Below are 19,469 nucleotides of genomic sequence, written 5' to 3'. Positions count from 1 at the left end.
ACCCGCCATGGAAGCCGCCGTCACCACCCGTCCGCGCCGCCCGCGCCCCAAGGTCGTCACCCTGACCGAGGCCGCGGCCGCGCGCGTGAAGGAGATCATGGACAGGGCCGACCAGCCCTATGCGGGTTTGCGCGTTGGCGTGAAGAACGGCGGCTGCGCGGGCCAGGAATACGTCTTCGAATACGCCAAGGAGAAGGGTCCGATCGACGAGGTCGTCGAGGACAAGGGCGTCACCATCCTGATCGAGCCGAAGGCGGTGCTGTTCCTGATCGGCACCGAAATCGACTACGAGGTCACCAAGCTGTCGTCGAAGTTCGTGTTCCATAACCCGAACGAGACCGACGCCTGCGGCTGCGGCGAGAGCGTGACCATTCAGCCGGCGCCTGAGCCCTCCGAGGCGTGACGCCGTAGACGATCGAAAGGCTTGATCGCTGGATCAAGCGAGGCCGACGGCCATAGCGAGAAAGCGAACAGGTCGTTGGCCAAGACCATAGCGGCAAGCAGTCAGTTCTGGCGCGGGATGGCGGCCGTTTTCGGCGTCATCTGGCTTCTGTTCAGCTTGCCGGCGCTGATCATCGCCATGCTGCTGGTTCCGGGTGTCGATCTGAGTGCGAGCCGGGGTCCGGCCTTCGCCTTGGCTCTGATCCTGACGCCAACCGTGGCGATGGGCGGCGCCATCTGTTGTTTTCTCGGCGTTGCGCGGAGCCGTCGAAAACTGGCGACGTGGGGATATTGCGCGCCTCTGGTCCCCATCATGCTCCTGGTCGCAACCTTCGCCCTTCGCTGATCGTCATTGGGACGGGCTGCTGGTTGCGCTGGCCGGGTTTTCGGCGCCGACGAAGCCGGGTGCGACCCGGCGCGCATAGATCGCCACCGTCACGACCGACAGCGCCGCGCTGGCGGCCAGGGCCCAGAGGCCGGCCGTCTGTGCGCCGAGCGGGGCCAGCAGCAGGCCGACGCCCAGGAAGTTCAGCGCGATCTTCGGGTGCTCCAGCGGCGGGAAGTTGAAGTCGCGTTCGGGCTGGGCCTGCTGCAGGCCCGCGACGAAGAAGTTGCGGGCGATCAGCAGCAGCGGAACCGAGATCCAGGCGCCCGGAAAGGCGCCGGCCGCCATCAGGGCGGCGAGGCTGACCAGGGTCAGCAGCCGGTCGGCCAGCAGGTCGAACATCGCTCCGAACGTTGAGGTCTGGCCGAAGCGCCGGGCGACCCAGCCGTCGAGCACGTCGGTCAGGCCCGCCCCGAGGAACAGGGCCAGGGCGATCCAGCCGGCGTCGGCGAGAACGGCCCAGGCCAGGAAGGGCAGGGCGAGCAGGCGAAGCGCGGTCAGCAGGTTGGCCAGCATGTCGGCCTCCTTCTAGCGATAGGCGGTGACCATCGTCCGGTAGGCGGCCTGGCTCTTGGCCAGCGCTTCCGGCGAGCGGGCGCTGAGCACAAAGGTCAGGAAAAAGGTCTGGCCGTCGGCGTCGGTCTCCTGGCCATAGGCGACGAGTTCCCAGTTGGCGCCCTTGCCAGGCGTCTGGCGGTATAGCGTCAGCGGGTCGCCGACGGCGGTCGCCATGTCCGGCAGGCGCTCGAGCTTCAGGCCCGGATCGTCGGCCAGGAACTTGGCCTGGTCCTGCTCGAGGAACCCCGCCAGGTCGTCGGCGTCGCCGTTCCGCCGAGTGGCGCAGGCATAGATGACCGCCGGAGCGTCCCTGAAGGTCTGGCCCGCTGGCGTGAGAGCCTTGCAGTTGTTCTCGTGCCTGACCTCTTCAAGCGCGCTCCACCCCGCCGGGGCGGTGATCTCGGGCCACCAATGCGGCTCGAAGCCCGCTTCCGTGGGGATCACGGCCTTGGTGATCTGGGCGGCGGCGGGGATCGGGGCGAGCAGAGGCAGCAAGGCGGCGAAGCGGGCGGCGCGGAAGCTGGCGGCCATGGGGGTCCTGGCTGGATTGAGGGTCATGGAGCGACTCCGCTGACCAGGATGGCCGAGAAGAAGCCGACGACGAGGGTGAAGGGCATCTGCAACAGGCCGAACGTGGCCGCCAGCAGGCGGAACTTGCGGGCGTAGATAACCACGACCACCGTCGCCGGCAGGATCGACAGCGGGATCGCGCAGGCGATGTCGATGAGCCAGGTCGGGCGCGGAAAGGTCGAGTCCGGCGTCGCCTTGAACAGGAGGCCCCAGGCCAGGCCGAGCAGCATCGGAGCGGGAAGGATCAGCAGGAGCAGGGATCGCCGCTTCTCCGCCCCCGTCGCCCGTGCGATGGCGATGGCCGCGAAGGTCGCCACGCCCTGGAGCAGCAGGATGGTCGCCAGCCCCAGCATGGCGTCAGGCCGACAGCGGTTCGGCGTCGGCCGCCGGCTTCTTGCGCGGCGGATCGACCAGCACCGAGGCCCTCACCGGCTGGCCGGTGGCTTCGGCGATCAGTTCGTTGGTGCGGCCTTCGACGGTGTTTTCCAGCAGCTTCATGAACTCGACCTTCTGCAGGTCCTGGGGCAGGGCGGGCAGGAACTCCACCGTGGCGCGGCCGGGGGTCTTCTTCTTTTCCTGCTGCTTCCAGAAGCAGCCGAGATTGGTGGCGACGGGCACCACCGGCAGGCCGAAGTCCTGGCTCATGTGATAGACGCCGGTGCGATAGCGGAAGCGCTCGCCCGGCGCGGCCAGGTGGCCCTCGGGATAGATCAGGATACGGCGGCCCTCGGCGGCCACCTGGGCGGCGCTCTTGGAGAGGGCGGCGCGGGCTTCCGGTCCGCCGCAGCTGTCGACGACGATGGCCCCGAACTTCTTGAGAATGCCGCCCAGCAGCGGGAACTTCTCCAGGTGGTCGCCGGTGACGAAGCTGAGGTTGTCGAGATTGGCGAACATCACGAAGCCGTCGCCCCAGCTGTGGTGCTTGGCGGCGATGATGAAGGCGCCCTTCGGCAGGTTTTCCTGGCCCTTCAGCTCGACCTCGACCCCGGCGAAGACCCGCAGGGCCCACAGCATGCGCTTCGAATAGAGCCGCAGGGCGAAGGTGACCGGCCGGCGGCCCGGCAGCAGCGCCGAGAGCGCCGCCGACAGGCCGTAGAAGATCGACAGCACCCAGTAGTAGGCGTTGAACAGCGCGCTGCGCATGGTCCGGGTGTCCTAAGGGTTATCGGGCTTTCAGCACGGCGAGGACCGCCGCGGTCATCAAAGGAGCGTGGGCCGACAGCAGGTCTTCGCCCAGGCGGCCGTAGGCGCGGTTCTGGGCGGTCTGGGTGATGACGCCGATGGCCATGGCGGCGATGACGCGCGGGTCGCCCGGCGGCAGCTCCATCTTCAGCATGGCGTGCTTGATGATCGTCTCGACCAGGGTGACCGGGTCGCGGCCGTCCTCCTGGTAGTAGGGCAGGAAGTGGTGCAGTTGCAGCAGGTGGAACGAGAACAGGGTCCAGTCCTCGTCGGCCGCCGTGCAGTAGGCGCGGACGATGGCGCCGGCCTTGGCCTCGACGCCGTGGACGGCGCTCGCCTCGGCCTCGATCAGCTCGGACAGCCGCCGGTGGGCGGCCATGAACAGGCCGATGGCCAGTTCGTCCTTGCTCTTCCAGTGACGGTAGATCGCGCCTTCCGAGACCTCGGCGCGGGCGGCGATCAGCTTGGTGGTGGCCGCGTCGACGCCCTGGGCGGCGAAGACCTCGAGGGCGGCGCGTTCGATGCGGGGCTTGGCGCTCATGAGACCGACGTTACATCAGATCGAGCGGATTGCAAGTAAACGCTCACATACGCCCTGGAGATTGACGATTGAGGCGGGCGCGGTCATGCACGGCCATGGTCCAGACGGTTCTGATCTATTCCATGGGCGAGGTGATCGGCGACGGCCTGATCAAGCTGCCCTTCGTGGCCGGCCTGCGCGCGGCCTTTCCCGATGCGCGCGTCACCTGGTGCGCGGCCAAGGGCGAGACGGTCTATGACGGCCCGCTGAAGCGCGTCGTTGCCGGCTATGTCGACGAGATTCTCAAGGACGGCGTCACCGGCGCGGGCGCGCTGGACGTGCTGCCGTGGGTCAGGCCGTTCGGCGGCCGGACCTTCGACCTAGTCATCGACACCCAGGAGAACCTGCGGCGCAGCCTCGTCGCGCGTCGGGCAGCCAAGGGGCGGTTCGTTTCCGCCGCGATGGAAGCCCGCAAGAGCGACTGGCCGGCGGCCGTGGTCGACCGGCTGGCAAGGTTGCTGAGCCTGGCGAGCGACGGGCAGGGCGCCTTGCGGCCGCTTACCCTGACCGAGACCGACGCGCTTTCGGCCGCCAGGGCCCTGCTGCCGGACGGCCCCGTCTATGTGGGTCTCGCGCCCGGCGCCGGCGGCCAGGAAAAGCGCTGGCCGCTGGAACGCTATCTCGATCTCGCACGCGACCAGCAGGCGGCTGGGCGCACGCCGGTGTTCTTCTTCGGGCCCGACGAGGCGGCCGACGCGGCGATCGCCCGCGCCGAGGTTCCCGGGGCCCTGTTTCCCGAGGCCGATCGCGGCGACGGCTTCACCTCGGTGAAGGGGCCGCTGCTGGCCATCGCCCTGGCTGGGCGGCTGGCGGCGGCGGTCGCCAATGACGCCGGCCCCGGACACATGCTGGCGGCCGGTGGGGCTTCCTTGCTGTCGCTGCAACTGAATCGCCGCAAGGCGGTCAAGTTCCGGCCTGCCGCGCGCCGTCTTGAGGTGCTATGCGCCGAGGACTACGGAGAGGGCATGGCCGCACTTCCGACCGATGTCGTGAAGGCCGCCCTCGACACCCTGATCGCCGGAGTTTCCTGATGTCCATCCTCGCCCCCATTTCCGCCGGCGAGCTCGTCGACAAGATCACCATCCTGCGCGTGAAGGCCGTGCGCATCGGTGATCCGGCCAAGGAGGCCAATGTCCGCAAGGAGCTGGCCCTGCTGGAGGGAATCGCCGCCGAAAAGCTGACGCCCAGCGCCGAGCTCGACCGCCTGACGGCCGAACTGACCGAAATCAACGCGGCGCTCTGGGACATCGAAGAGGGCAAGCGGGCCTGCGAACGGACCCAGGATTTCGGTCCCGAGTTCATCCAGCTGGCCCGTCGGGTCTATCTCGACAACGACAAGCGCGCCGCCGTGAAGCGCCAGATCAACAGCCTCAGCGGTTCGGAGATCTTCGAGGAAAAGAGCTACAAGCAGTATTGATAGCGCTTTGAAATCAAATTCTTGCGTCTGAATTTTCTGGCGTCTTTCGAGGGCGGTCCGCGCGAGCGGGCCGCCCTTCGTCGTTCCGTCGCCTAGCGTCTCGCTGCGTCGGCGACACCTAACGACGCTCTTTGGCAATCTGACGAAATCCGCCGCCAAAGAGGTCTCGCCGATAATGACACCGGTTACCGCTTCTGGGCGGCGACCGGAGGGCGGCGCGGATCACACGGGCCTCCTCCGAAGGAAACGACAGGGAGGGGGAGGCATCATGCTTCAAACGACATTCCAACGTCGCGCCGCGGCGCGTCTGTGCGCGGCCGCGTCCGTGCTGGCTCTGAGCACCGGGGCGGCTCACGCTCAAGAGGTTGCTCAGGCTTCGGGCCAGTCCGTCGAGAGCACCGCCGTCGAGGAGGTGGTGGTCACGGGCTACCGCGCGGCCCTGCAGAGCGCGATCAGCGTCAAGCGCAACGCCAACGTGATGGTCGACGCCATCAACGCCGAGGACATCGCCGACTTCCCGGACGCCAACCTCGCCGAGTCGTTGCAGCGCCTGCCGGGCGTGTCGATCGACCGCGAGAACGGCGAGGGGCGTACGATCACCGTCCGGGGCCTGGGCAGCGACTTCACCCGCGTTCGCCTGAACGGCCTGGAGGCCCTGTCGACGGCGGCGGCCACCGATTCCGGCACCAGCCCCAACCGCTCGCGCGGCTTCGACTTCAACACCTTCGCCTCGGAGCTGTTCAACTCGCTGAAGGTCCAGAAGACCGCCTCGGCCGAGACCGACGAGGGCTCGCTGGGGGCGACGGTCGACCTGCAGACCGGCCGGCCGTTCGACTTCAAGGGCCGGCGCCTGGCCCTGTCGATCCAGGATTCCTACTACGAGAACGGCGGCAACCACGTGCCGCGCATCGCGGGCCTCGTCTCCGACCGCTGGAACGACACCAAGATCGGCGACCTCGGGGCGCTGTTCTCGCTGGCCTACAACTCGCGCAAGCAGACCATCGACAGCTACCAGCGCCAGGCGGGCCAGAGCGACCTGCTGTACCGCAACGCCACCCACACTGGCGCGACGACGACGGCCACGGGCTTCGCGACGGTGGCCGAAGGCTCCAGCGCCGACGCCCTGGCGCAGATGAACGACCTGACGGTGATCCCGGCGCTTGCGACCCTGAACCACGCCGAACTGCAACAGGAGCGGATCGGGGCGACGGCGGCCTTCCAGTGGCGGCCGACGCCGAAGACCACGGTGACCACGGATCTGGTCTATTCGCGGCTGTGGCAGGACCAGACGAACTACCAGCTGCAGACCGTGGGCCTGAACCGCAACAACACCAAGACGGTGACCTCGGGCGGCAAGACCTATTCGACCTACAACGCCTCGACCGCGCCGGCGAGCGTGCAGCGCCAGATCCTGCCGTACTGCACCAGCCAGACGGGCACGGCCTATCGCGACGCCATCGACTGCGGCACGGACCTCTACGGCTCCTCGCTCGTGTCGGGCACGAGCTACAGCTACAATCCCAACAACCTCGAGCCCTACGACTACTATTACAAGTACGGCTACAACGGGCAGACGGGGACGGCGGGCGTGCTGGGCGCGATCCAGGCCCTGGTCGGCCGGCCGGCGACCCAGGTGCTGGAAGCCCACGTCAACGACGCCAACCAGGCCGACTATCTGGTGATGGACAATGTCGACGTCCGCTCGGCCGCCGACGAGAGCTACTACACCACCACCTTCCAGCAGGCCTCGTTCAACGTCGCCCACGAGTTCAGCGACCGCTTCACCCTGAACGCCACCTACGGCCTGTCACGTTCGCGCACCCAGAACACCGGCCTCTTGGTCGAGTTCAACCACATGGACGCCGACGGGGTGGTCTATGACGAGCGGGGCGGCGGCTCGATGCCGATCCTCAACTTCGGCTTCAACGTGGCCGACCCGACCCAGTGGGACACGGTCAAGGGCTTCTCGGCCCTGCGCCACTACGAGCGCTATGTCGATAACCGCTACGAGACCGCCAAGGTCGATCTCAAGTACGACATCGACGACGACCTGACCTGGAGCGGCGGCGTCGCCCGGCGCGTCTATCAGTTCACGACGGCGCAGTACCAACGCCTGTCGACCGAGACCCTGAACCCGACGCTGCTGGAAGCCGGCACCACGACGGCGGCGATGAGCAAGCTGGTGAACTGGGGCGCGGGTCTGGACGTCTCGTCCGGCACGCCGACCAGCTTCATCGTGCCCGACATCGACAAGTTCCGCAGCCTGTTCGGCTTCGACTGCAACTGCGTGAACAAGTGGGGCGACTGGCGACTGTCGTCGAAGTCCAACCCCGGCAACGCCTATTCGGTGACCGAGACCGACACCAGCTTCTACAACCAGTTCGACTTCCGCAGTGGGCTGTTCGATCGCACCCTGCGCGGCAATGTCGGGGTGCGCTATGCCCTGACCGAGCTGGAATCGAACGGCTACTCGACCTCGGCCCGAGCTCTGACGGCGACCAACAAGTACCACGACCTCCTGCCGTCGCTGAACCTGGCCTACGAGCTGAAGGACAACATGCTGCTGCGCTTCGGCGCGGCCAAGGTGATGGCGCGGCCGCAGCTGGCCAACCTGTCGCCGGGCATCTCCTCGCTCAGCACTTCGCTGCCGTCGAGCTCGCTACCGTCGATCACCCTGGGCAATCCGGAGCTGAAGCCGTTCCGGGCCACCAACTACGACCTGTCGTTCGAATGGTACTTCGCGCCAGGGGCGTTGTTCTCGGCGGCGATCTTCACCAAGGAGATCAGCAGCTTCCCGCAGAACGTGACGCGTTCGGGGCCGCTGAGCCAGCTGCTCGACAGCGACAGTCTGGCCTCGGTGAAGGACGCCCTGACCAATACGGCGCTGCTGGCCTATATCGCCGCCGACGGCGACTGGACCATCCGCCAGTACGTCGATGCGCCCGGCGGGCGGATCTCGGGCGTCGAGTTCAGCTACCAGCAGAACCTGACCTTCCTGCCCGCGCCGTTCGACAAGCTGGGCGTCCAGGCCAACTACACCCACCTGGAATCCAAGCTGGGCTACATCCTCAACCCCGACAAGGCCGACGGGATCGTCGAAGGACCCTGGCTGGGCGCCTCGCCCGACGCGGTGAACTTCACGGTCTACTACGACGCCGACAAGTGGTCGGCCCGCCTGTCGAGCGCCTATCGCGCGGCCTACTACACGACCTATCCGCTGGCCTCGGGCACCTGTGCGCCGGGCGACTGCTCGTCGCCCTACGTCAACGACTTCGGCGGCTCCAACGCCACCTTCAACCTCGACGGCTCGGCCACCTACACGGTCAACAAGTTCATCACGCTGAACATCGAGGCGCTGAACCTGACCAACCAGAAGACCGAGCGCTGGGCCTACGACGCCAACCACCTGGTCACCAACTACGGCTCGACCGGGCGCAGCATGTCGGTGGGGTTCAGGCTGAAGTACTGATTGCTAGGCGACTGGGGCGCGGGCGGTTTCGACCATCCGCGCCCTCCATTTCGGCCTCACCGCCCCTTGAAGGTCGCCGGGCGCTTTTGCAGGAAGGCCGAGACGCCTTCGATGAAGTCCTCGGTCTTGCCGGCGGCGCGCTGGGCCTGGCGTTCGGCGTGCAGCTGGCCGATCCAGTCGCTCTCCAGGCTGTCCCAGACCAGCCGCCGGATCGCGCCCAGCGAGGCCGGGCCTTCGGCCAGGGCGCGGGCCAGCTCCAGGGCGGTCGGCATCAGCTCGGCGTCGGGGACGCAGCGGTTGACCAGGCCCCAGTCCAGGGCCTTGGCGGCGGGGATCTTGTCGCCCAGCAGCATCATCTCCATCGCCCGGGCCTTGCCCACCAGGCGCGGCAGCAGCCAGGTCGAGCCGCCGTCGGGCACCAGGCCGATGCGGCGGAAGGCCTGCAGGAAGTAGGCGCTTTCGGCGGCCACCACGATGTCGCCGAGCAGGGCCAGGGAGCAGCCGATGCCGGCGGCCGGGCCGTTGACGGCGGTGACGATCGGCAGCGGGAAGTCGCGCAGCAGCGTCACCAGCGGATTGTAGACGCTTTCCAGCGCCGCGCCGGCGTCGGGCTTGCCGTCGGCGTCCATCGGCCGGCCGGCGGTGGCGCCCGCCGAAAGGTTGGCGCCCGAGCAGAAGCCGCGGCCTTCGCCTGTGAGGACGACCGCGCGCGCCTCGAGCTGGCCGGCGGCGATCGCGCCGAAGGCGTGGGCCAGTTCGCGGGCGACCTCGGGGCTGGCGGCGTTGAGCGTGGCGGGATCGGAAAGGGTGACGACGGCTGCGCCGCCTTCGGTTTCCAGCCGGATCTTCTCGTAGGCCATCACATCCTCCGGGCGTCTTTTCGCGCCTGAAGGCAAGCTAGGCGCGGATGCCCCGGGGGAACGCAAGAGGGCTTGCGCCAAAAGAAAGAGCCCGCCGATCCTGGGATCGACGGGCTCCGGACGCGGTTCTCTGGAGAAGAACGCGTGTTCTGTTCTTAAGCCGCGTTGGCCGATTCCTGCTGGGTCTCGGCGGCGGTGACGCGGTTGCGGCCGCTGCGCTTGGAGGCGTAGAGCGCGGTGTCGGCGCGTTCCATGACCGAGTGGGCGGTCTCGCCCTTGCGGCGCTCGGCGAAGCCGGACGACAGGGTGATGGCGCCCAGGTCCTCGTTGGTCGAGCGACGCTTGAGCATGCGCGAGGAGACCTCGACGCGGATCTCTTCCAGCGTGGCGTTGACCACGGTGGCGGCTTCGCCCGGGAAGATCATCGCGAATTCCTCGCCGCCGTAGCGGGCCGCGAAGCGGGGCAGGGCGGCGACGCGGCCGATGACGCTGGCGACGTAGCGGATGACCTGGTCGCCGGTCTGGTGGCCCCAGGTGTCGTTGAAGCCCTTGAAGTGGTCGATGTCGAGCACGGCCAGGCAGATGGCCGAACCGGCCTCGTCGGCCTCGGCGCAGGCCCGCTCCAGCTCTTCGTCGAAGGCCTTGCGGTTGGCCAGGTTGGTCAGGCCGTCGGTGGTGGCGTCGCGGCGCACCTGCTCCAGGTGCTCGCGCAGGCGGTCGACCTCGGCGGTGGACTCGGCCAGGCGGTTCTCCAGCGCCTTGTTTTCCTTGGCGACCTGCCGGGTGGCGGCCGCCAGGCTGGTGACCACGGCCTTGATGCCTTCGACGGCGGTGGGGCCGTCGAGGTCCTTGGAGACCCCGGCCAGGGTCTTGCCGAAGGCGGCGTTGGTCTTCTGGGCGTTCTGGATGGCCTTCGAAACCGATTCCAGCTCCTTGGAGAGCAGGTCGCCGGCGTCGCGGATCTGTTCGTTGAGGCGAGCCTTGGGAAGATAGGCGGCGGCCAGCTCTTCGCTCAGCATCTCGGTGATGGGCTCGCCCATCGAGATCAGGCGGGTGATCTCGCGCGCCAGGGCGCCGTCCGGATCGGCCACATAGTGGGTCCAGAGCTCGAAGTTCAGCGCGGTCGGCCAGATCTGATGACGCTCCATCAGGTCCAGGGCCCGACGGGCGATCTTGTAGGCTTCAGGGCCGCGCAGCGTGGTCTCGACGTCCGACATCTTTCATTCCCCCGTTCGGTCCCGGTTTCTCCGAGGCCGATCGCTTGCGCGCCAAACATAAGCGCAAGAGTTCAAACGAGCGGTTAAGGCCGGACGGGCGCGCTTGCGCCGGTCACAACTTCAACGCATCCTGAACGCTGATAAGATGAGCCGAGAGGCCGTTTTCGGGAGAGACGCCGTATGAACGCCCCCGCCAACCTTGGTCCGGAGGCCGTCCGGGCCGGCCTGGAGACGGTGCTGCAGAAGCAGAAGGCCGCCCACCTGCGCGACGGCGCGCCGTCGGCCGGACGGCGTATCGGCTGGCTGAACCGCTGCATCGGCCTTCTGGTCGATCACCAGGACGACATCGCCAAGGCGGTGAGCGACGATTTCGGCGTGCGCTCCAAGGACGCCACGGCCCTGACCGACGTCGCCGGCTCGATCGGGCCGCTGAAGTTCGCCCGCGACCATCTGCGCCAGTGGATGAAGACCGAGAAGCGACGCACCACGCCGGCGCTGCTGGGCGTGTTCGGGGCCAAGGCCGAGGTGCGCTGGCAGCCCAAGGGCGTGGTCGGCGTGATCAGCCCCTGGAACTTCCCGATCAACCTGACCTTCGCGCCGCTGGCCGGGGTGTTGTCGGCCGGCAACCGGGCGATGATCAAGCCGTCGGAGTTCACGCCGGCGACGTCGGAGCTGATGAAGGCGATGTTCGCCAAGGCCTTCGACGAGGAGGAGATCGCGGTCGTCACCGGCGGTCCGGACGTGGGGCAGGCGTTTTCGGGCCTGGCCTTCGACCACCTGCTGTTCACCGGCGCGACCTCGGTGGCGCGCCACGTGATGCGGGCGGCGGCCGAGAACCTGGTGCCGGTGACGCTGGAGCTGGGCGGCAAGAGCCCGGTGATCCTGTCGCGCGGGGCGGATCTGGAGACCGCCGCGGCGCGGGTGATGGCCGGCAAGACGCTGAACGCCGGCCAGATCTGCCTGGCGCCCGACTACGTGCTGGCCCCGGCCGAGGACGTCGACCGCTTCGTCGAGGCGGCCAAGGCGGCGGTCGCCAAGAGCTTCCCGACCCTGAAGGACAATCCCGACTACACGGCCCTGGTCGCCCAGCGCCACTATGACCGGGTGAAGGGCTATGTCGATGACGCGCGGGCCAAGGGCGCCAGAGTGGTCGAACTCAATCCGGCCGGCGAGGACTTCGCCCAGCAGGAGCACCGCAAGATGCCGCCGACCCTGATCCTGGATCCCACCGACGACATGACGGTGATGCAGGACGAGATCTTCGGTCCGCTGCTGCCGGTGAAGGCCTATGACCGCGTCGAGGACGCCATCGGCTACGTCAACGCCCACGCCCGGCCGCTGGCTCTCTATTGGTTCGGGACCGACGATGCTGAGCGCGAGAAGGTGCTGGACGGCACGACCAGCGGCGGGGCCACGGTCAATGACGTGATCTTTCACGTCGCCCAGGAGGATCTGCCGTTCGGCGGCGTCGGCCCGGCCGGTACGGGCGCCTATCACGGCCACGACGGCTTCCGCGAGTTCAGCCACCGCAAGGCGGTGTTCCACCAGCTGAAGAAGGACATCGGTCCGATGCTGGCCCTGCGCCCGCCTTATGGCGCGGCGATCCGGAAGTATCTGGCGGGGCAGATCAAGCGGTAGTCGCCTGCGGCGACCCCCCTCAGTCGGCTTTGCCGACAGCTCCCCCATTGGGGGAGCATTTAGCGCGGCGCAGATCCTCCCCCTCTGGGGGAGGTGGCCCGAAGGGCCGGAGGGGGAGCGCCGAAGGCGCGCTTCACCGACCCTCGGTCCACAGGTCCAGCGGCTGCTTGGCCTCGTGGCGGATGACCGCGAAATAGCCGGCCACGGCCAGCACGACGCCCGTGATCAGTCCGCCGAAGAAGCCCGCCGGCGTGGCGAACCACAGGGTCAGGGTGGTGATGGCGACCGCCAGGGCGACGACGCACCAGCGGATCAGCACGCTGAAGGCGTGGTAGGTGCGTTCGTGGGTCAGCAGGTCGGCGTCTGATTGGGACGGCGTGAAATTGGCCATGGCGGTTCCTCCGGGCTTTTTGCTCGTTCTTGGCAAACGCGCGGAACCGTCGAGGAAACAAAGAAAAGCCGGCGGCTCCGTGGAGCACGCCGGCCACTCTACGCCCGAATGGGCGGTTCGTCAGTCCTCGACCTTGGCCAGGCGAGGCGGAGCCCGCAGCAGGAAGGCGGGGATGTCGTTGCCGAAGCCGACCACGCGGCGATCGTCGTCGTCGTCGCGGGCGCGGACCGGCTGGACGCCGCGCACCGGCATCGGCGGACGCTCGCGCGAGGGGCGGGCCGCGGGAGCGACTTCCTCGACGGGAGCGGCCTCGACCACGGCGGCGGGCGCGCGCTCACGGTCGCGGGTGCGTTCGCGGCGCGGCTTGCGTTCGCGTTCCGGACGCTCCGAACGTTCGGCCCGTTCGACGACGGGCGCTTCCGGAGCGGCCTCGACGGCGACGGCGACGGTTTCGACGACTTCGCCCTCGGCCGGAGCGGCCTCGGCGCGTTCGCGACGGCCCCGGCCGCTGCGTTCACCGCGCTCGCTCCGCTCGCCGCGTTCACGGCCCGGACGCTCGCTGCGGCCGCGACGGCGATCGCCTTCGCGCGGCACGGTGACGGCGTCGCTGTAATCGACGTCGATGACTTCTTCGGTGGGCGTCGAACCGATCAGCTTGACGACCTTGTCGAAGCCCTTGTCGTCGGCCGGGGTCACCAGCATGTAGGCGACGCCCGAGCGGCCGGCGCGGCCGGTGCGGCCGATGCGGTGCACATAGTCGTCGGCGTGGTGCGGGACGTCGTAGTTGAAGACGTGGCTGACGGCCGGGATGTCGAGGCCGCGGGCGGCGACGTCGGAGGCCACCAGGATCTTCAGCGAGCCGTCGCGGAAGGCCGCCAGGGTCTTCATGCGCTGGCTCTGGTCGAGGTCGCCGTGGATGGCGGCGGCGTCGAAGCCGTGCACCTTCAGCGACTTGGCGACGATGTCGACTTCGGTCTTGCGGTTGCAGAAGACGATGCCGGTTTCCGGCGCGGCCTTCTCGACGATGGTGCGCAGGGCCAGGCGCTTGGCCTTGGGGTCCGAGGACGGCACCTTGATCAGCAGCTGGGTGATGTTGGCGTTGGTCGTGGCCGGCTTGGCGACCTCGATCCGCACCGGATCCTTCAGGAACTGCTTGGTGAGGCGGGTGATTTCCGGCGGCATCGTCGCCGAGAAGAACAGGGTCTGCTTCTTCGGCGGCGTCATCTTGAAGATGCGCTCGATGTCCGGAATGAAGCCCATGTCGAGCATGCGGTCGGCTTCGTCGACGACGAGGAACTGCACGCCGGTCATCAGCAGCTTGCCGCGCTCGAAGTGGTCGAGCAGGCGGCCCGGGGTGGCGATCAGCACGTCGACGCCGCGATCGAGCTTCTTTTCCTGGTCGCCGAACGAGACGCCGCCGATCAGCAGCGCCCACGAGAGCTTGGTGCCCTTGGCGTACTTCTCGAAGCTGGAGGCGACCTGGTCGGCCAGTTCGCGGGTCGGGGCGATGACCAGGGCGCGCGGCATGCGAGCCTTGGCCCGGCCCGACTGCAGCTTGTCGATCAGCGGCAGGGTGAAGGCGGCGGTCTTGCCGGTGCCGGTCTGGGCGATGCCCAGGACGTCCTGGCCGGCGAGGGCGACCGGGATCGCCTGGGCCTGGATCGGAGTGGCGGTCGTGTAGCCGGTGTCGGCGACCGCTTGAAGGGTCGTGGGCGAGAGCCCGAGATCGGAGAATTCTGTCATTTCACGCTGGTCTGAACTCGGAGCCGCCCGTGCTTGGGCGAGCGGGCGGCGCGGATTCGCCAGACCTGCTCCGAAGGTGGGGATAAATAGGCGCAATCGCCGCAAAGTCAATCTTCGCGGGGCCTGTGCGGCCTCGGGCGGGCCGCCGTGCGCCAAAGCGCAAGAGGAAGGGGTGGAAGAGCGAGTCCAAGAGTGAGCGCCGCCCCAGTCCTTCCCCCGAAGGACGGGACCAGGACACGGGAGCCGTCCGTGAAGTCCTGGCGGGGCGGCGCTCCGCTCGGCGCCGCCAAAGGGGAGGAAGACGGCGCTGAGAAATCACTACTGGATTAGTATGGATTCGAGCGCGTCAGTTTTTCTAAGAGAGCTTTCAGCCGCGCGGCTCAGTGATGCGCGTGCTGCTCGGCGTTTCGCTTGCGGGTGGCCGCAGCTTTCCTGGCGGAAGCCGAACGATCGGCGGCGCTGTCGCCGGCCGAGGCCTCGCCGCCTTCCTTGCCGCCCTTGTGGGCCGCCGGATGGCTCGTCTCCTGGTCGCCGGGGAAAACCCGCGGCTCTGAAGACGGTTCGAACTTCAGCAGGAGGAAGCGGGCCATGTCGGACTCCTGGGGCGACGGGTCTTTGGGCGACGACGGATTATGAACGCTCGACCACGGTCTTGAGATTGAACAGACCCGTCTCGAAATCGCGGCCGATCATCTTGTCCATGTTGAACACCAGGCCCATCAGCCGCGAGACGAACGGCGCGGGGCCCGACATCGACCAGGTCACGCGGGTGACGTCGCCTTCGGGAACAGCGGTGAAGAGGGCGGTGTTGCTGGCCTTGAAGGGCTTTTCGAAGTCGAGCGCGATGCGCACCTGGCGGCTCGCAGCCTCGTCGATGCGCATGCGGCCGGTTCCGGCCTTCCTGCCGGCCCAGGCGTAGGTCGCGCCGACGCCGCGATCTGAACCGGCGTAAGTGCGCGAAAGGTCGGCGTCGAAGGTCTCGTAGGGCGACCAGCCGCGCCAGGCCTTGAAGTCGGAGACCTGGGCCAACACGGCCTCGGGCGGGGCATTGACCAGGATCGAGCGCTCGACGCGGAAGGTCGGCGGACGCAGGGCGGCGGCGATCAGCAGGGCGGCCAGGCCCAGCACGACGACGGCGGCGATGATCTTCAGCATCGGAAACTCCCTTGAAGGCGAGGCCCTTGCCGGGCCGTTCGCGACGAGGACGTTCGAACCGTCAGGCTTCCGACACTCGCCCGCGATTTTTCTCGGGGCCGGTCTGAAGGAGATCGAGCTGCTGGCGGATGTAGACGGCCTCGGCCGCGCCGCCGGCCAGGGCGATGGCGCGTCCGAAGGCTTCGCGGGCGTCGTCGTCGCGGCCCAGCTGCTGATTCAGCGCGCCGCGCAGGCCGTGGAAGTGGAAATAGCCCGCAAGCCGCTCCTCCAGCGGCGCGATCATCGCCAGGGCGGCCTCCGGTCCGGCGACCTTGGAGACGGCGACCGCGCGGTTGAGGGTGACGACGGGCGAGGGGGTCATGCGCTCCAGCACCGCATACAGCAGGTCGATCTGGGCCCAGTCGGTATCTTCGGGGCGCTCGGCGCGGGCGTGCAGGGCGGCGATGGCGGCCTGCGCCTGGTAGGGGCCGGGATCCCGGCGCAGCATGGCCTGGTCGAGCAGGGCCAGGCCCTCGTCGATCATCGCCCGGTTCCACAGCGACCGGTCCTGGTTCTCGAGCAGAACGACGAGGCCGTCGGCGTCGAGCCGAGCGGGCGAGCGGGCGTGCTGCAGCAGCATCAGCGCCGTCAGGCCCATGACCTCGGCCTCGTCTGGAAACAGGACCAGCAGCAGGCGCGACAGGCGGATCGCCTCGTCGCACAGCGGCCTCCGGGCGTCGGCCTCGGCCCCGCCGGCCGAATAGCCCTCGTTGAACACCAGATAGACCATGGCCATGACCACCAGCAGCCGCTCGGCGCGCTCGGTCAGGCTGGGGGCTTCGAACGGCGTGTCGCCCTTGGCGATGCGGGCCTTGGCGCGGGTGATCCGCTGCTCCATGGCGGCTTCGCCGACCAGGAAGGCGCGGGCGATCTGGCGCACAGACAGGCCCGAGACGATGCGCAGGGCGAGCGCGATCTGCTGGGTGGCCGGCAGGTCGGGATGGCAGCAGACGAACAGCAGCCGCAGGATGTCGTCGCGCCAGTCGGCGCCGTCGATCCGCTCGGCCGCGGCGGCCTCGGCGTCGTCGAGCCCGGCCTGGAGGTCGGTCAGCACTTCGTCGGAGGGCAGGGCGGTCTGGCGGCCCCGGCGGCGGGCGGCGTCGACGCCGCTGTTGCGCCCGACCAGGATCAGCCAGGCGGTCGGATCGCGCGGCGGGCCTTTCTGCGGCCAGGACTTCAGGGCGCGAAGGCAGGCGTCCTGATAGGCCTCTTCGGCCGTGTCGAGGTTGCGGAAATAGCGCAACAGGGCGGCCATGGCCCGGGGGCGGGCCGAGACGAGGGCGGCGTCGATCCAGTCGGGATCGGTCATCGGTCGGCTCCACAACGCCGGTCGGGCCGGCGACCCTCTGCTCCCAAAACAGAGGCGCAGCCAGATGCGCCAGCGTCGTCCCGCATCTGATAGCAGAGAATGGCGTCGGGCATCCTGGCGTCTCCCGCGGCCGCGGGGCCGCTGACCAAGGACGCCGGCCGCCTCGCCTTGCCGACATCGCCGACACGAAAAAAGCCGCCAGGCGAACCCGGTGGCTTCTTCGACTGGATCAGGCGGGAGGCGTGATCCGCCTCCCAGTAATCAGAACGCGTACTTCAGGGCGACCGTGTAGTTGCGCGGCGCGCCGTAGCGGTACTGGCTGAAATAGCTGATCTGGCTGTAGTAGGTCTCGTCGAACAGGTTATCGACGTTGGCCTGCACCGACAGGTTCTCGTTGATCTCGTAGCGAGCCATCAGGTTCACCAGGGCGAAGGCCTCCTGCTCGATCCGGGCCGAGCCGGTGACCGAGTAGATGGTGTCGCGCCAGTTGACGCCGCCGCCGACGGTCAGGCCGTCAAGCGCGCCGTTGAACTCGTAGGTCGTGAACAGCGAGAAGCTCTTGCGCGGCTGGTCGGTGTTGACCTTGGCGCCGCTCGAGTCCTCGACCTCGAACTGGGCGTAGTTGGCGCTGACCTTCCAGTTGGGGGTGACGCGGCCCAGCAGTTCCAGCTCGAAGCCGGTGCTCTCGGCGCCGTCGGCCGGCGCATAGGCCTGCTCGGTCGGGTTGCCGATCACGAACTGGCCGGTCGCCTGACCCACGCCGTCCTGCTGGATCTTGAAGACGGCGATGGTCGATTGCAGCACGTCGCCGAAGAACGCGCTCTTGAGGCCCAGCTCATAGGCCTTGCCGGTGACCGGATCGAGCACCGTGCCGTTGACGTCGCGCAGGTTCTGCGGCTGGAAGATTTCCGTGTAGCTGCCGTAGAGGCGGTGCGTCGGGGTCAGGTCGTAGAGCACGCCGACATAGGGAATGACGACGTTGTCCGACGAGTAGTTCTCTTGCGTGCCGCCGTTCAGGCCGCTGCGCTTCCAGGCCGAGATCCGCGCCCCGCCGACCACCTTCAGGGCGTCGGTGACGTTGAGGCGGGTGGCGGCGAAGAAGCCGCTCTGCTCGGTCTCGTTGTCGGTGTACTGGGTCGGCGTCGTGGCGAAGGTCGGCTGCGGGAAGTTGCCGTCCCAGCTGTAGATGCTGGTCGCCGGCAGGAAGGCGTTGGCGCCGCCGGCCTGGTAGTAGACCACGTCCGACTTCTGGACGCTGCGCAGGGCGCCGACGGTGAAGTCGTGCTCGCGGCCGAACAGCGAGTAGTCGCCGTGCAGCTGGATGTCGAAGCTGTCCTGGGTGGTCTCGCCCTTGCTCTTGTAGGGCCAGGTGGCCAGGCCGACGCCCGTGGTGCGGTCGATGGTGCCGTAGAGATAGAGCAGCTGGGAATCCTGCTCGTTGATCATGCGGTTGTAGTTGAACGAGACCTTCCAGCCGTTCGCGAAGCTGTGCGTCAGGTTGGCGAAGTAGTTGGTGTTGGTCGTGTCCCAGTACGACCAGTTGGCGGCCGTGTTGGTCGAGATCGGCAGGTTCGTGCGCGTGCCGTCGGTGTAGAAGCTCGGCAGCGAGCCCCAGAACGCCGCGTTCGGCGTGGTGACCTGCTGGCTGGCGCCGACGCGCAGCAGGGTGGTGTCGGTCAGGTCGGCCTCGACGACGCCGTAGAGCACGTGCTTCTCGGTGGTCTGGCGGTCGAAATAGGTGTCGCCCTGCTCGTACTTGGCCACGAAGCGGCCGCGGATCGCGCCGTCCTTGATCGCGCCCGACAGGTCGGTTTCGAGACGGCGGCGGTCCCAGCTGCTGAGCGAGCCGGTGACCGAACCCTTGAATTCACGGGAGTCGGCGTGCTTGCGCACCAGGTTGATCGAGGCCGACGGGTCGCCGGCGCCGGTCAGCAGGCCGGTGGCGCCGCGCACGATCTCGATGCGCTCGTAGATCGACACGTCGGCGACGGTCTCGCCGCTATCGCCGGCCAGGCTCCACGACAGCGGCACGCCGTCGATCTGGTAGTTCTTGATCTCGAAGCCGCGGGCGTTGAACACGTTGCGCACGTCGTCGACCTCGACCATCGAGACGCCGGCGGTGTTGCGCACGACGTCGGCGATCGTCGACAGGTTCTGGTCCTGGATGCGCTGGGCGGTGATCACCGTGACCGACTGCGGCGTCTCGCGCAGGGTCAGGCCCAGGCCCGTCGCCGTGTCGATGCGGCTGTTGACGGTGTAGGCGCCGGTGACGACCACGCCCTCGACGTCGGTGTCGTCGGTCGTCGTCTGCGCGAGAGCGGGCCCGGCGAGCGCCAGGAAAGCGCCGCTCGCCAGCAGCGTGGTCTTCAGGAACATGGGCCACCCCTTGGTTGCGCCGCTTGCGATCACGCAAAGGGAGAGCGGCGCCAGATAATCCGGACGCCGACGGTGTCGGCGTCCGGCAGGCTATAGCGAGGGGAGGATGGGATTGCAAATCACTCGCAATTGTATTTCG

The 19,469-nt window shown here is 68.1% G+C and carries 19 protein-coding genes; 6 read left to right on the top strand and 13 right to left on the bottom strand.

Annotated elements, in window-relative coordinates:
- Nucleotides 1-7: 7 nt before the first annotated feature.
- Nucleotides 8-403, top strand: coding sequence for a HesB/IscA family protein (locus AC1RRS_RS12375; RefSeq protein ID WP_492855436.1), 396 nt, complete (start codon nucleotides 8-10; stop codon nucleotides 401-403).
- A 75-nt stretch (nucleotides 404-478) separates the two neighbouring features.
- Nucleotides 479-787 (top strand): hypothetical protein, encoded by a 309-nt coding sequence (locus tag AC1RRS_RS12370; protein WP_492855435.1) that lies wholly within the window; start codon nucleotides 479-481, stop codon nucleotides 785-787.
- 3 nt (nucleotides 788-790) lie between these two features.
- Here the strand turns inward: AC1RRS_RS12370 and AC1RRS_RS12365 are convergent, their stop codons facing one another.
- The 5 genes from AC1RRS_RS12365 to AC1RRS_RS12345 are packed head-to-tail and all read right to left on the bottom strand — an operon-like array spanning nucleotide 791 to nucleotide 3,677.
- Nucleotides 791-1,342, bottom strand: a complete 552-nt coding sequence (locus tag AC1RRS_RS12365) for a CDP-alcohol phosphatidyltransferase family protein (protein ID WP_492855434.1) — start codon at nucleotides 1,340-1,342, stop codon at nucleotides 791-793.
- A gap of 12 nt (nucleotides 1,343-1,354) precedes the next feature.
- A complete protein-coding gene (locus tag AC1RRS_RS12360; protein WP_492855433.1) occupies nucleotides 1,355-1,942 on the bottom strand; it encodes a hypothetical protein in 588 nt (195 codons plus the stop codon).
- Nucleotides 1,939-2,307, bottom strand: a complete 369-nt coding sequence (locus AC1RRS_RS12355; protein ID WP_492855432.1) for a hypothetical protein — start codon at nucleotides 2,305-2,307, stop codon at nucleotides 1,939-1,941. Before AC1RRS_RS12355 ends, AC1RRS_RS12360 begins: the two co-directional genes overlap by 4 nt.
- 4 nt (nucleotides 2,308-2,311) lie before the next feature.
- Complete coding sequence (locus tag AC1RRS_RS12350; protein ID WP_492855431.1) at nucleotides 2,312-3,097, bottom strand: lysophospholipid acyltransferase family protein; 786 nt, start codon at nucleotides 3,095-3,097, stop codon at nucleotides 2,312-2,314.
- A 19-nt stretch (nucleotides 3,098-3,116) separates the two neighbouring features.
- A complete protein-coding gene (locus tag AC1RRS_RS12345) occupies nucleotides 3,117-3,677 on the bottom strand; it encodes a TetR/AcrR family transcriptional regulator (protein WP_110119797.1) in 561 nt (186 codons plus the stop codon).
- Between the two features lie 95 nt (nucleotides 3,678-3,772).
- Between AC1RRS_RS12345 and AC1RRS_RS12340 the strand changes: the two genes are divergently transcribed.
- The 3 genes from AC1RRS_RS12340 (at nucleotide 3,773) to AC1RRS_RS12330 (ending at nucleotide 8,602) form a co-directional block, all read left to right on the top strand.
- A complete protein-coding gene (locus tag AC1RRS_RS12340; protein ID WP_492855430.1) occupies nucleotides 3,773-4,747 on the top strand; it encodes a glycosyltransferase family 9 protein in 975 nt (324 codons plus the stop codon).
- Nucleotides 4,747-5,133, top strand: coding sequence for a DUF6165 family protein (locus tag AC1RRS_RS12335; protein WP_492855428.1), 387 nt, complete (start codon nucleotides 4,747-4,749; stop codon nucleotides 5,131-5,133). Before AC1RRS_RS12340 ends, AC1RRS_RS12335 begins: the two co-directional genes overlap by 1 nt.
- 268 nt (nucleotides 5,134-5,401) lie before the next feature.
- Nucleotides 5,402-8,602 (top strand): TonB-dependent receptor, encoded by a 3,201-nt coding sequence (locus AC1RRS_RS12330; RefSeq protein ID WP_492855427.1) that lies wholly within the window; start codon nucleotides 5,402-5,404, stop codon nucleotides 8,600-8,602.
- Between the two features lie 56 nt (nucleotides 8,603-8,658).
- On the opposite strand, the gene AC1RRS_RS12325 is transcribed toward AC1RRS_RS12330, so the two are convergent.
- Nucleotides 8,659-9,462, bottom strand: coding sequence for an enoyl-CoA hydratase/isomerase (locus tag AC1RRS_RS12325; protein WP_492855426.1), 804 nt, complete (start codon nucleotides 9,460-9,462; stop codon nucleotides 8,659-8,661).
- A gap of 155 nt (nucleotides 9,463-9,617) precedes the next feature.
- Nucleotides 9,618-10,679: a GGDEF domain-containing protein gene (locus AC1RRS_RS12320; protein WP_487289383.1), complete on the bottom strand. Its 1,062-nt coding sequence runs from the start codon at nucleotides 10,677-10,679 to the stop codon at nucleotides 9,618-9,620.
- A 180-nt stretch (nucleotides 10,680-10,859) separates the two neighbouring features.
- Between AC1RRS_RS12320 and AC1RRS_RS12315 the strand changes: the two genes are divergently transcribed.
- On the top strand, nucleotides 10,860-12,317 hold the full coding sequence (locus tag AC1RRS_RS12315; protein WP_492855424.1) for a coniferyl aldehyde dehydrogenase: 1,458 nt from the start codon (nucleotides 10,860-10,862) through the stop codon (nucleotides 12,315-12,317).
- Nucleotides 12,318-12,450: 133 nt separating this feature from the next.
- Here the strand turns inward: AC1RRS_RS12315 and AC1RRS_RS12310 are convergent, their stop codons facing one another.
- The 6 genes from AC1RRS_RS12310 to AC1RRS_RS12285 form a co-directional block, all read right to left on the bottom strand.
- A complete protein-coding gene (locus tag AC1RRS_RS12310; RefSeq protein ID WP_487289380.1) occupies nucleotides 12,451-12,708 on the bottom strand; it encodes a hypothetical protein in 258 nt (85 codons plus the stop codon).
- Nucleotides 12,709-12,828: 120 nt separating this feature from the next.
- Entirely contained in the window at nucleotides 12,829-14,451 is a 1,623-nt protein-coding gene (locus tag AC1RRS_RS12305; RefSeq protein ID WP_492855423.1) for a DEAD/DEAH box helicase, read from the bottom strand.
- Between the two features lie 380 nt (nucleotides 14,452-14,831).
- Nucleotides 14,832-15,041 carry a hypothetical protein gene (locus AC1RRS_RS12300; RefSeq protein WP_492855422.1) on the bottom strand — a complete coding sequence of 70 codons (210 nt, stop codon included), beginning with the start codon at nucleotides 15,039-15,041 and terminating at the stop codon, nucleotides 14,832-14,834.
- Between the two features lie 40 nt (nucleotides 15,042-15,081).
- Nucleotides 15,082-15,606 (bottom strand): SRPBCC family protein, encoded by a 525-nt coding sequence (locus AC1RRS_RS12295; RefSeq protein ID WP_492855421.1) that lies wholly within the window; start codon nucleotides 15,604-15,606, stop codon nucleotides 15,082-15,084.
- Between the two features lie 61 nt (nucleotides 15,607-15,667).
- The gene (locus AC1RRS_RS12290) at nucleotides 15,668-16,954 is read right to left on the bottom strand and encodes an RNA polymerase sigma factor (protein WP_492855420.1); all 1,287 of its coding nucleotides are present in this window, start codon (nucleotides 16,952-16,954) and stop codon (nucleotides 15,668-15,670) included.
- A gap of 261 nt (nucleotides 16,955-17,215) precedes the next feature.
- Complete coding sequence (locus tag AC1RRS_RS12285; RefSeq protein WP_492855419.1) at nucleotides 17,216-19,330, bottom strand: TonB-dependent siderophore receptor; 2,115 nt, start codon at nucleotides 19,328-19,330, stop codon at nucleotides 17,216-17,218.
- Nucleotides 19,331-19,469: the final 139 nt, after the last annotated feature.

The organism is Caulobacter sp. GW821-FHT12A07 (assembly GCF_058807655.1).
The sequence above is the reverse complement of the archived record's forward strand: the minus strand, read 5'-3'. Positions and strand labels throughout refer to the sequence as shown.

Excerpts from the sequence above, each read along its gene's own strand:
- AC1RRS_RS12375 (WP_492855436.1), top strand. The coding sequence starts at position 8 with ATGGAAGCCGCCGTCACCACCCGTCCGCGCCGCCCGCGCCCCAAGGTC.
- AC1RRS_RS12365 (WP_492855434.1), bottom strand. The coding sequence starts at position 1,342 with ATGCTGGCCAACCTGCTGACCGCGCTTCGCCTGCTCGCCCTGCCCTTC.
- AC1RRS_RS12360 (WP_492855433.1), bottom strand. The coding sequence starts at position 1,942 with ATGACCCTCAATCCAGCCAGGACCCCCATGGCCGCCAGCTTCCGCGCC.
- AC1RRS_RS12355 (WP_492855432.1), bottom strand. The coding sequence starts at position 2,307 with ATGCTGGGGCTGGCGACCATCCTGCTGCTCCAGGGCGTGGCGACCTTC.
- AC1RRS_RS12350 (WP_492855431.1), bottom strand. The coding sequence starts at position 3,097 with ATGCGCAGCGCGCTGTTCAACGCCTACTACTGGGTGCTGTCGATCTTC.
- AC1RRS_RS12345 (WP_110119797.1), bottom strand. The coding sequence starts at position 3,677 with ATGAGCGCCAAGCCCCGCATCGAACGCGCCGCCCTCGAGGTCTTCGCC.
- AC1RRS_RS12340 (WP_492855430.1), top strand. The coding sequence starts at position 3,773 with ATGGTCCAGACGGTTCTGATCTATTCCATGGGCGAGGTGATCGGCGAC.
- AC1RRS_RS12335 (WP_492855428.1), top strand. The coding sequence starts at position 4,747 with ATGTCCATCCTCGCCCCCATTTCCGCCGGCGAGCTCGTCGACAAGATC.
- AC1RRS_RS12330 (WP_492855427.1), top strand. The coding sequence starts at position 5,402 with ATGCTTCAAACGACATTCCAACGTCGCGCCGCGGCGCGTCTGTGCGCG.
- AC1RRS_RS12325 (WP_492855426.1), bottom strand. The coding sequence starts at position 9,462 with ATGGCCTACGAGAAGATCCGGCTGGAAACCGAAGGCGGCGCAGCCGTC.
- AC1RRS_RS12320 (WP_487289383.1), bottom strand. The coding sequence starts at position 10,679 with ATGTCGGACGTCGAGACCACGCTGCGCGGCCCTGAAGCCTACAAGATC.
- AC1RRS_RS12315 (WP_492855424.1), top strand. The coding sequence starts at position 10,860 with ATGAACGCCCCCGCCAACCTTGGTCCGGAGGCCGTCCGGGCCGGCCTG.
- AC1RRS_RS12310 (WP_487289380.1), bottom strand. The coding sequence starts at position 12,708 with ATGGCCAATTTCACGCCGTCCCAATCAGACGCCGACCTGCTGACCCAC.
- AC1RRS_RS12305 (WP_492855423.1), bottom strand. The coding sequence starts at position 14,451 with ATGACAGAATTCTCCGATCTCGGGCTCTCGCCCACGACCCTTCAAGCG.
- AC1RRS_RS12300 (WP_492855422.1), bottom strand. The coding sequence starts at position 15,041 with ATGGCCCGCTTCCTCCTGCTGAAGTTCGAACCGTCTTCAGAGCCGCGG.
- AC1RRS_RS12295 (WP_492855421.1), bottom strand. The coding sequence starts at position 15,606 with ATGCTGAAGATCATCGCCGCCGTCGTCGTGCTGGGCCTGGCCGCCCTG.
- AC1RRS_RS12290 (WP_492855420.1), bottom strand. The coding sequence starts at position 16,954 with ATGACCGATCCCGACTGGATCGACGCCGCCCTCGTCTCGGCCCGCCCC.
- AC1RRS_RS12285 (WP_492855419.1), bottom strand. The coding sequence starts at position 19,330 with ATGTTCCTGAAGACCACGCTGCTGGCGAGCGGCGCTTTCCTGGCGCTC.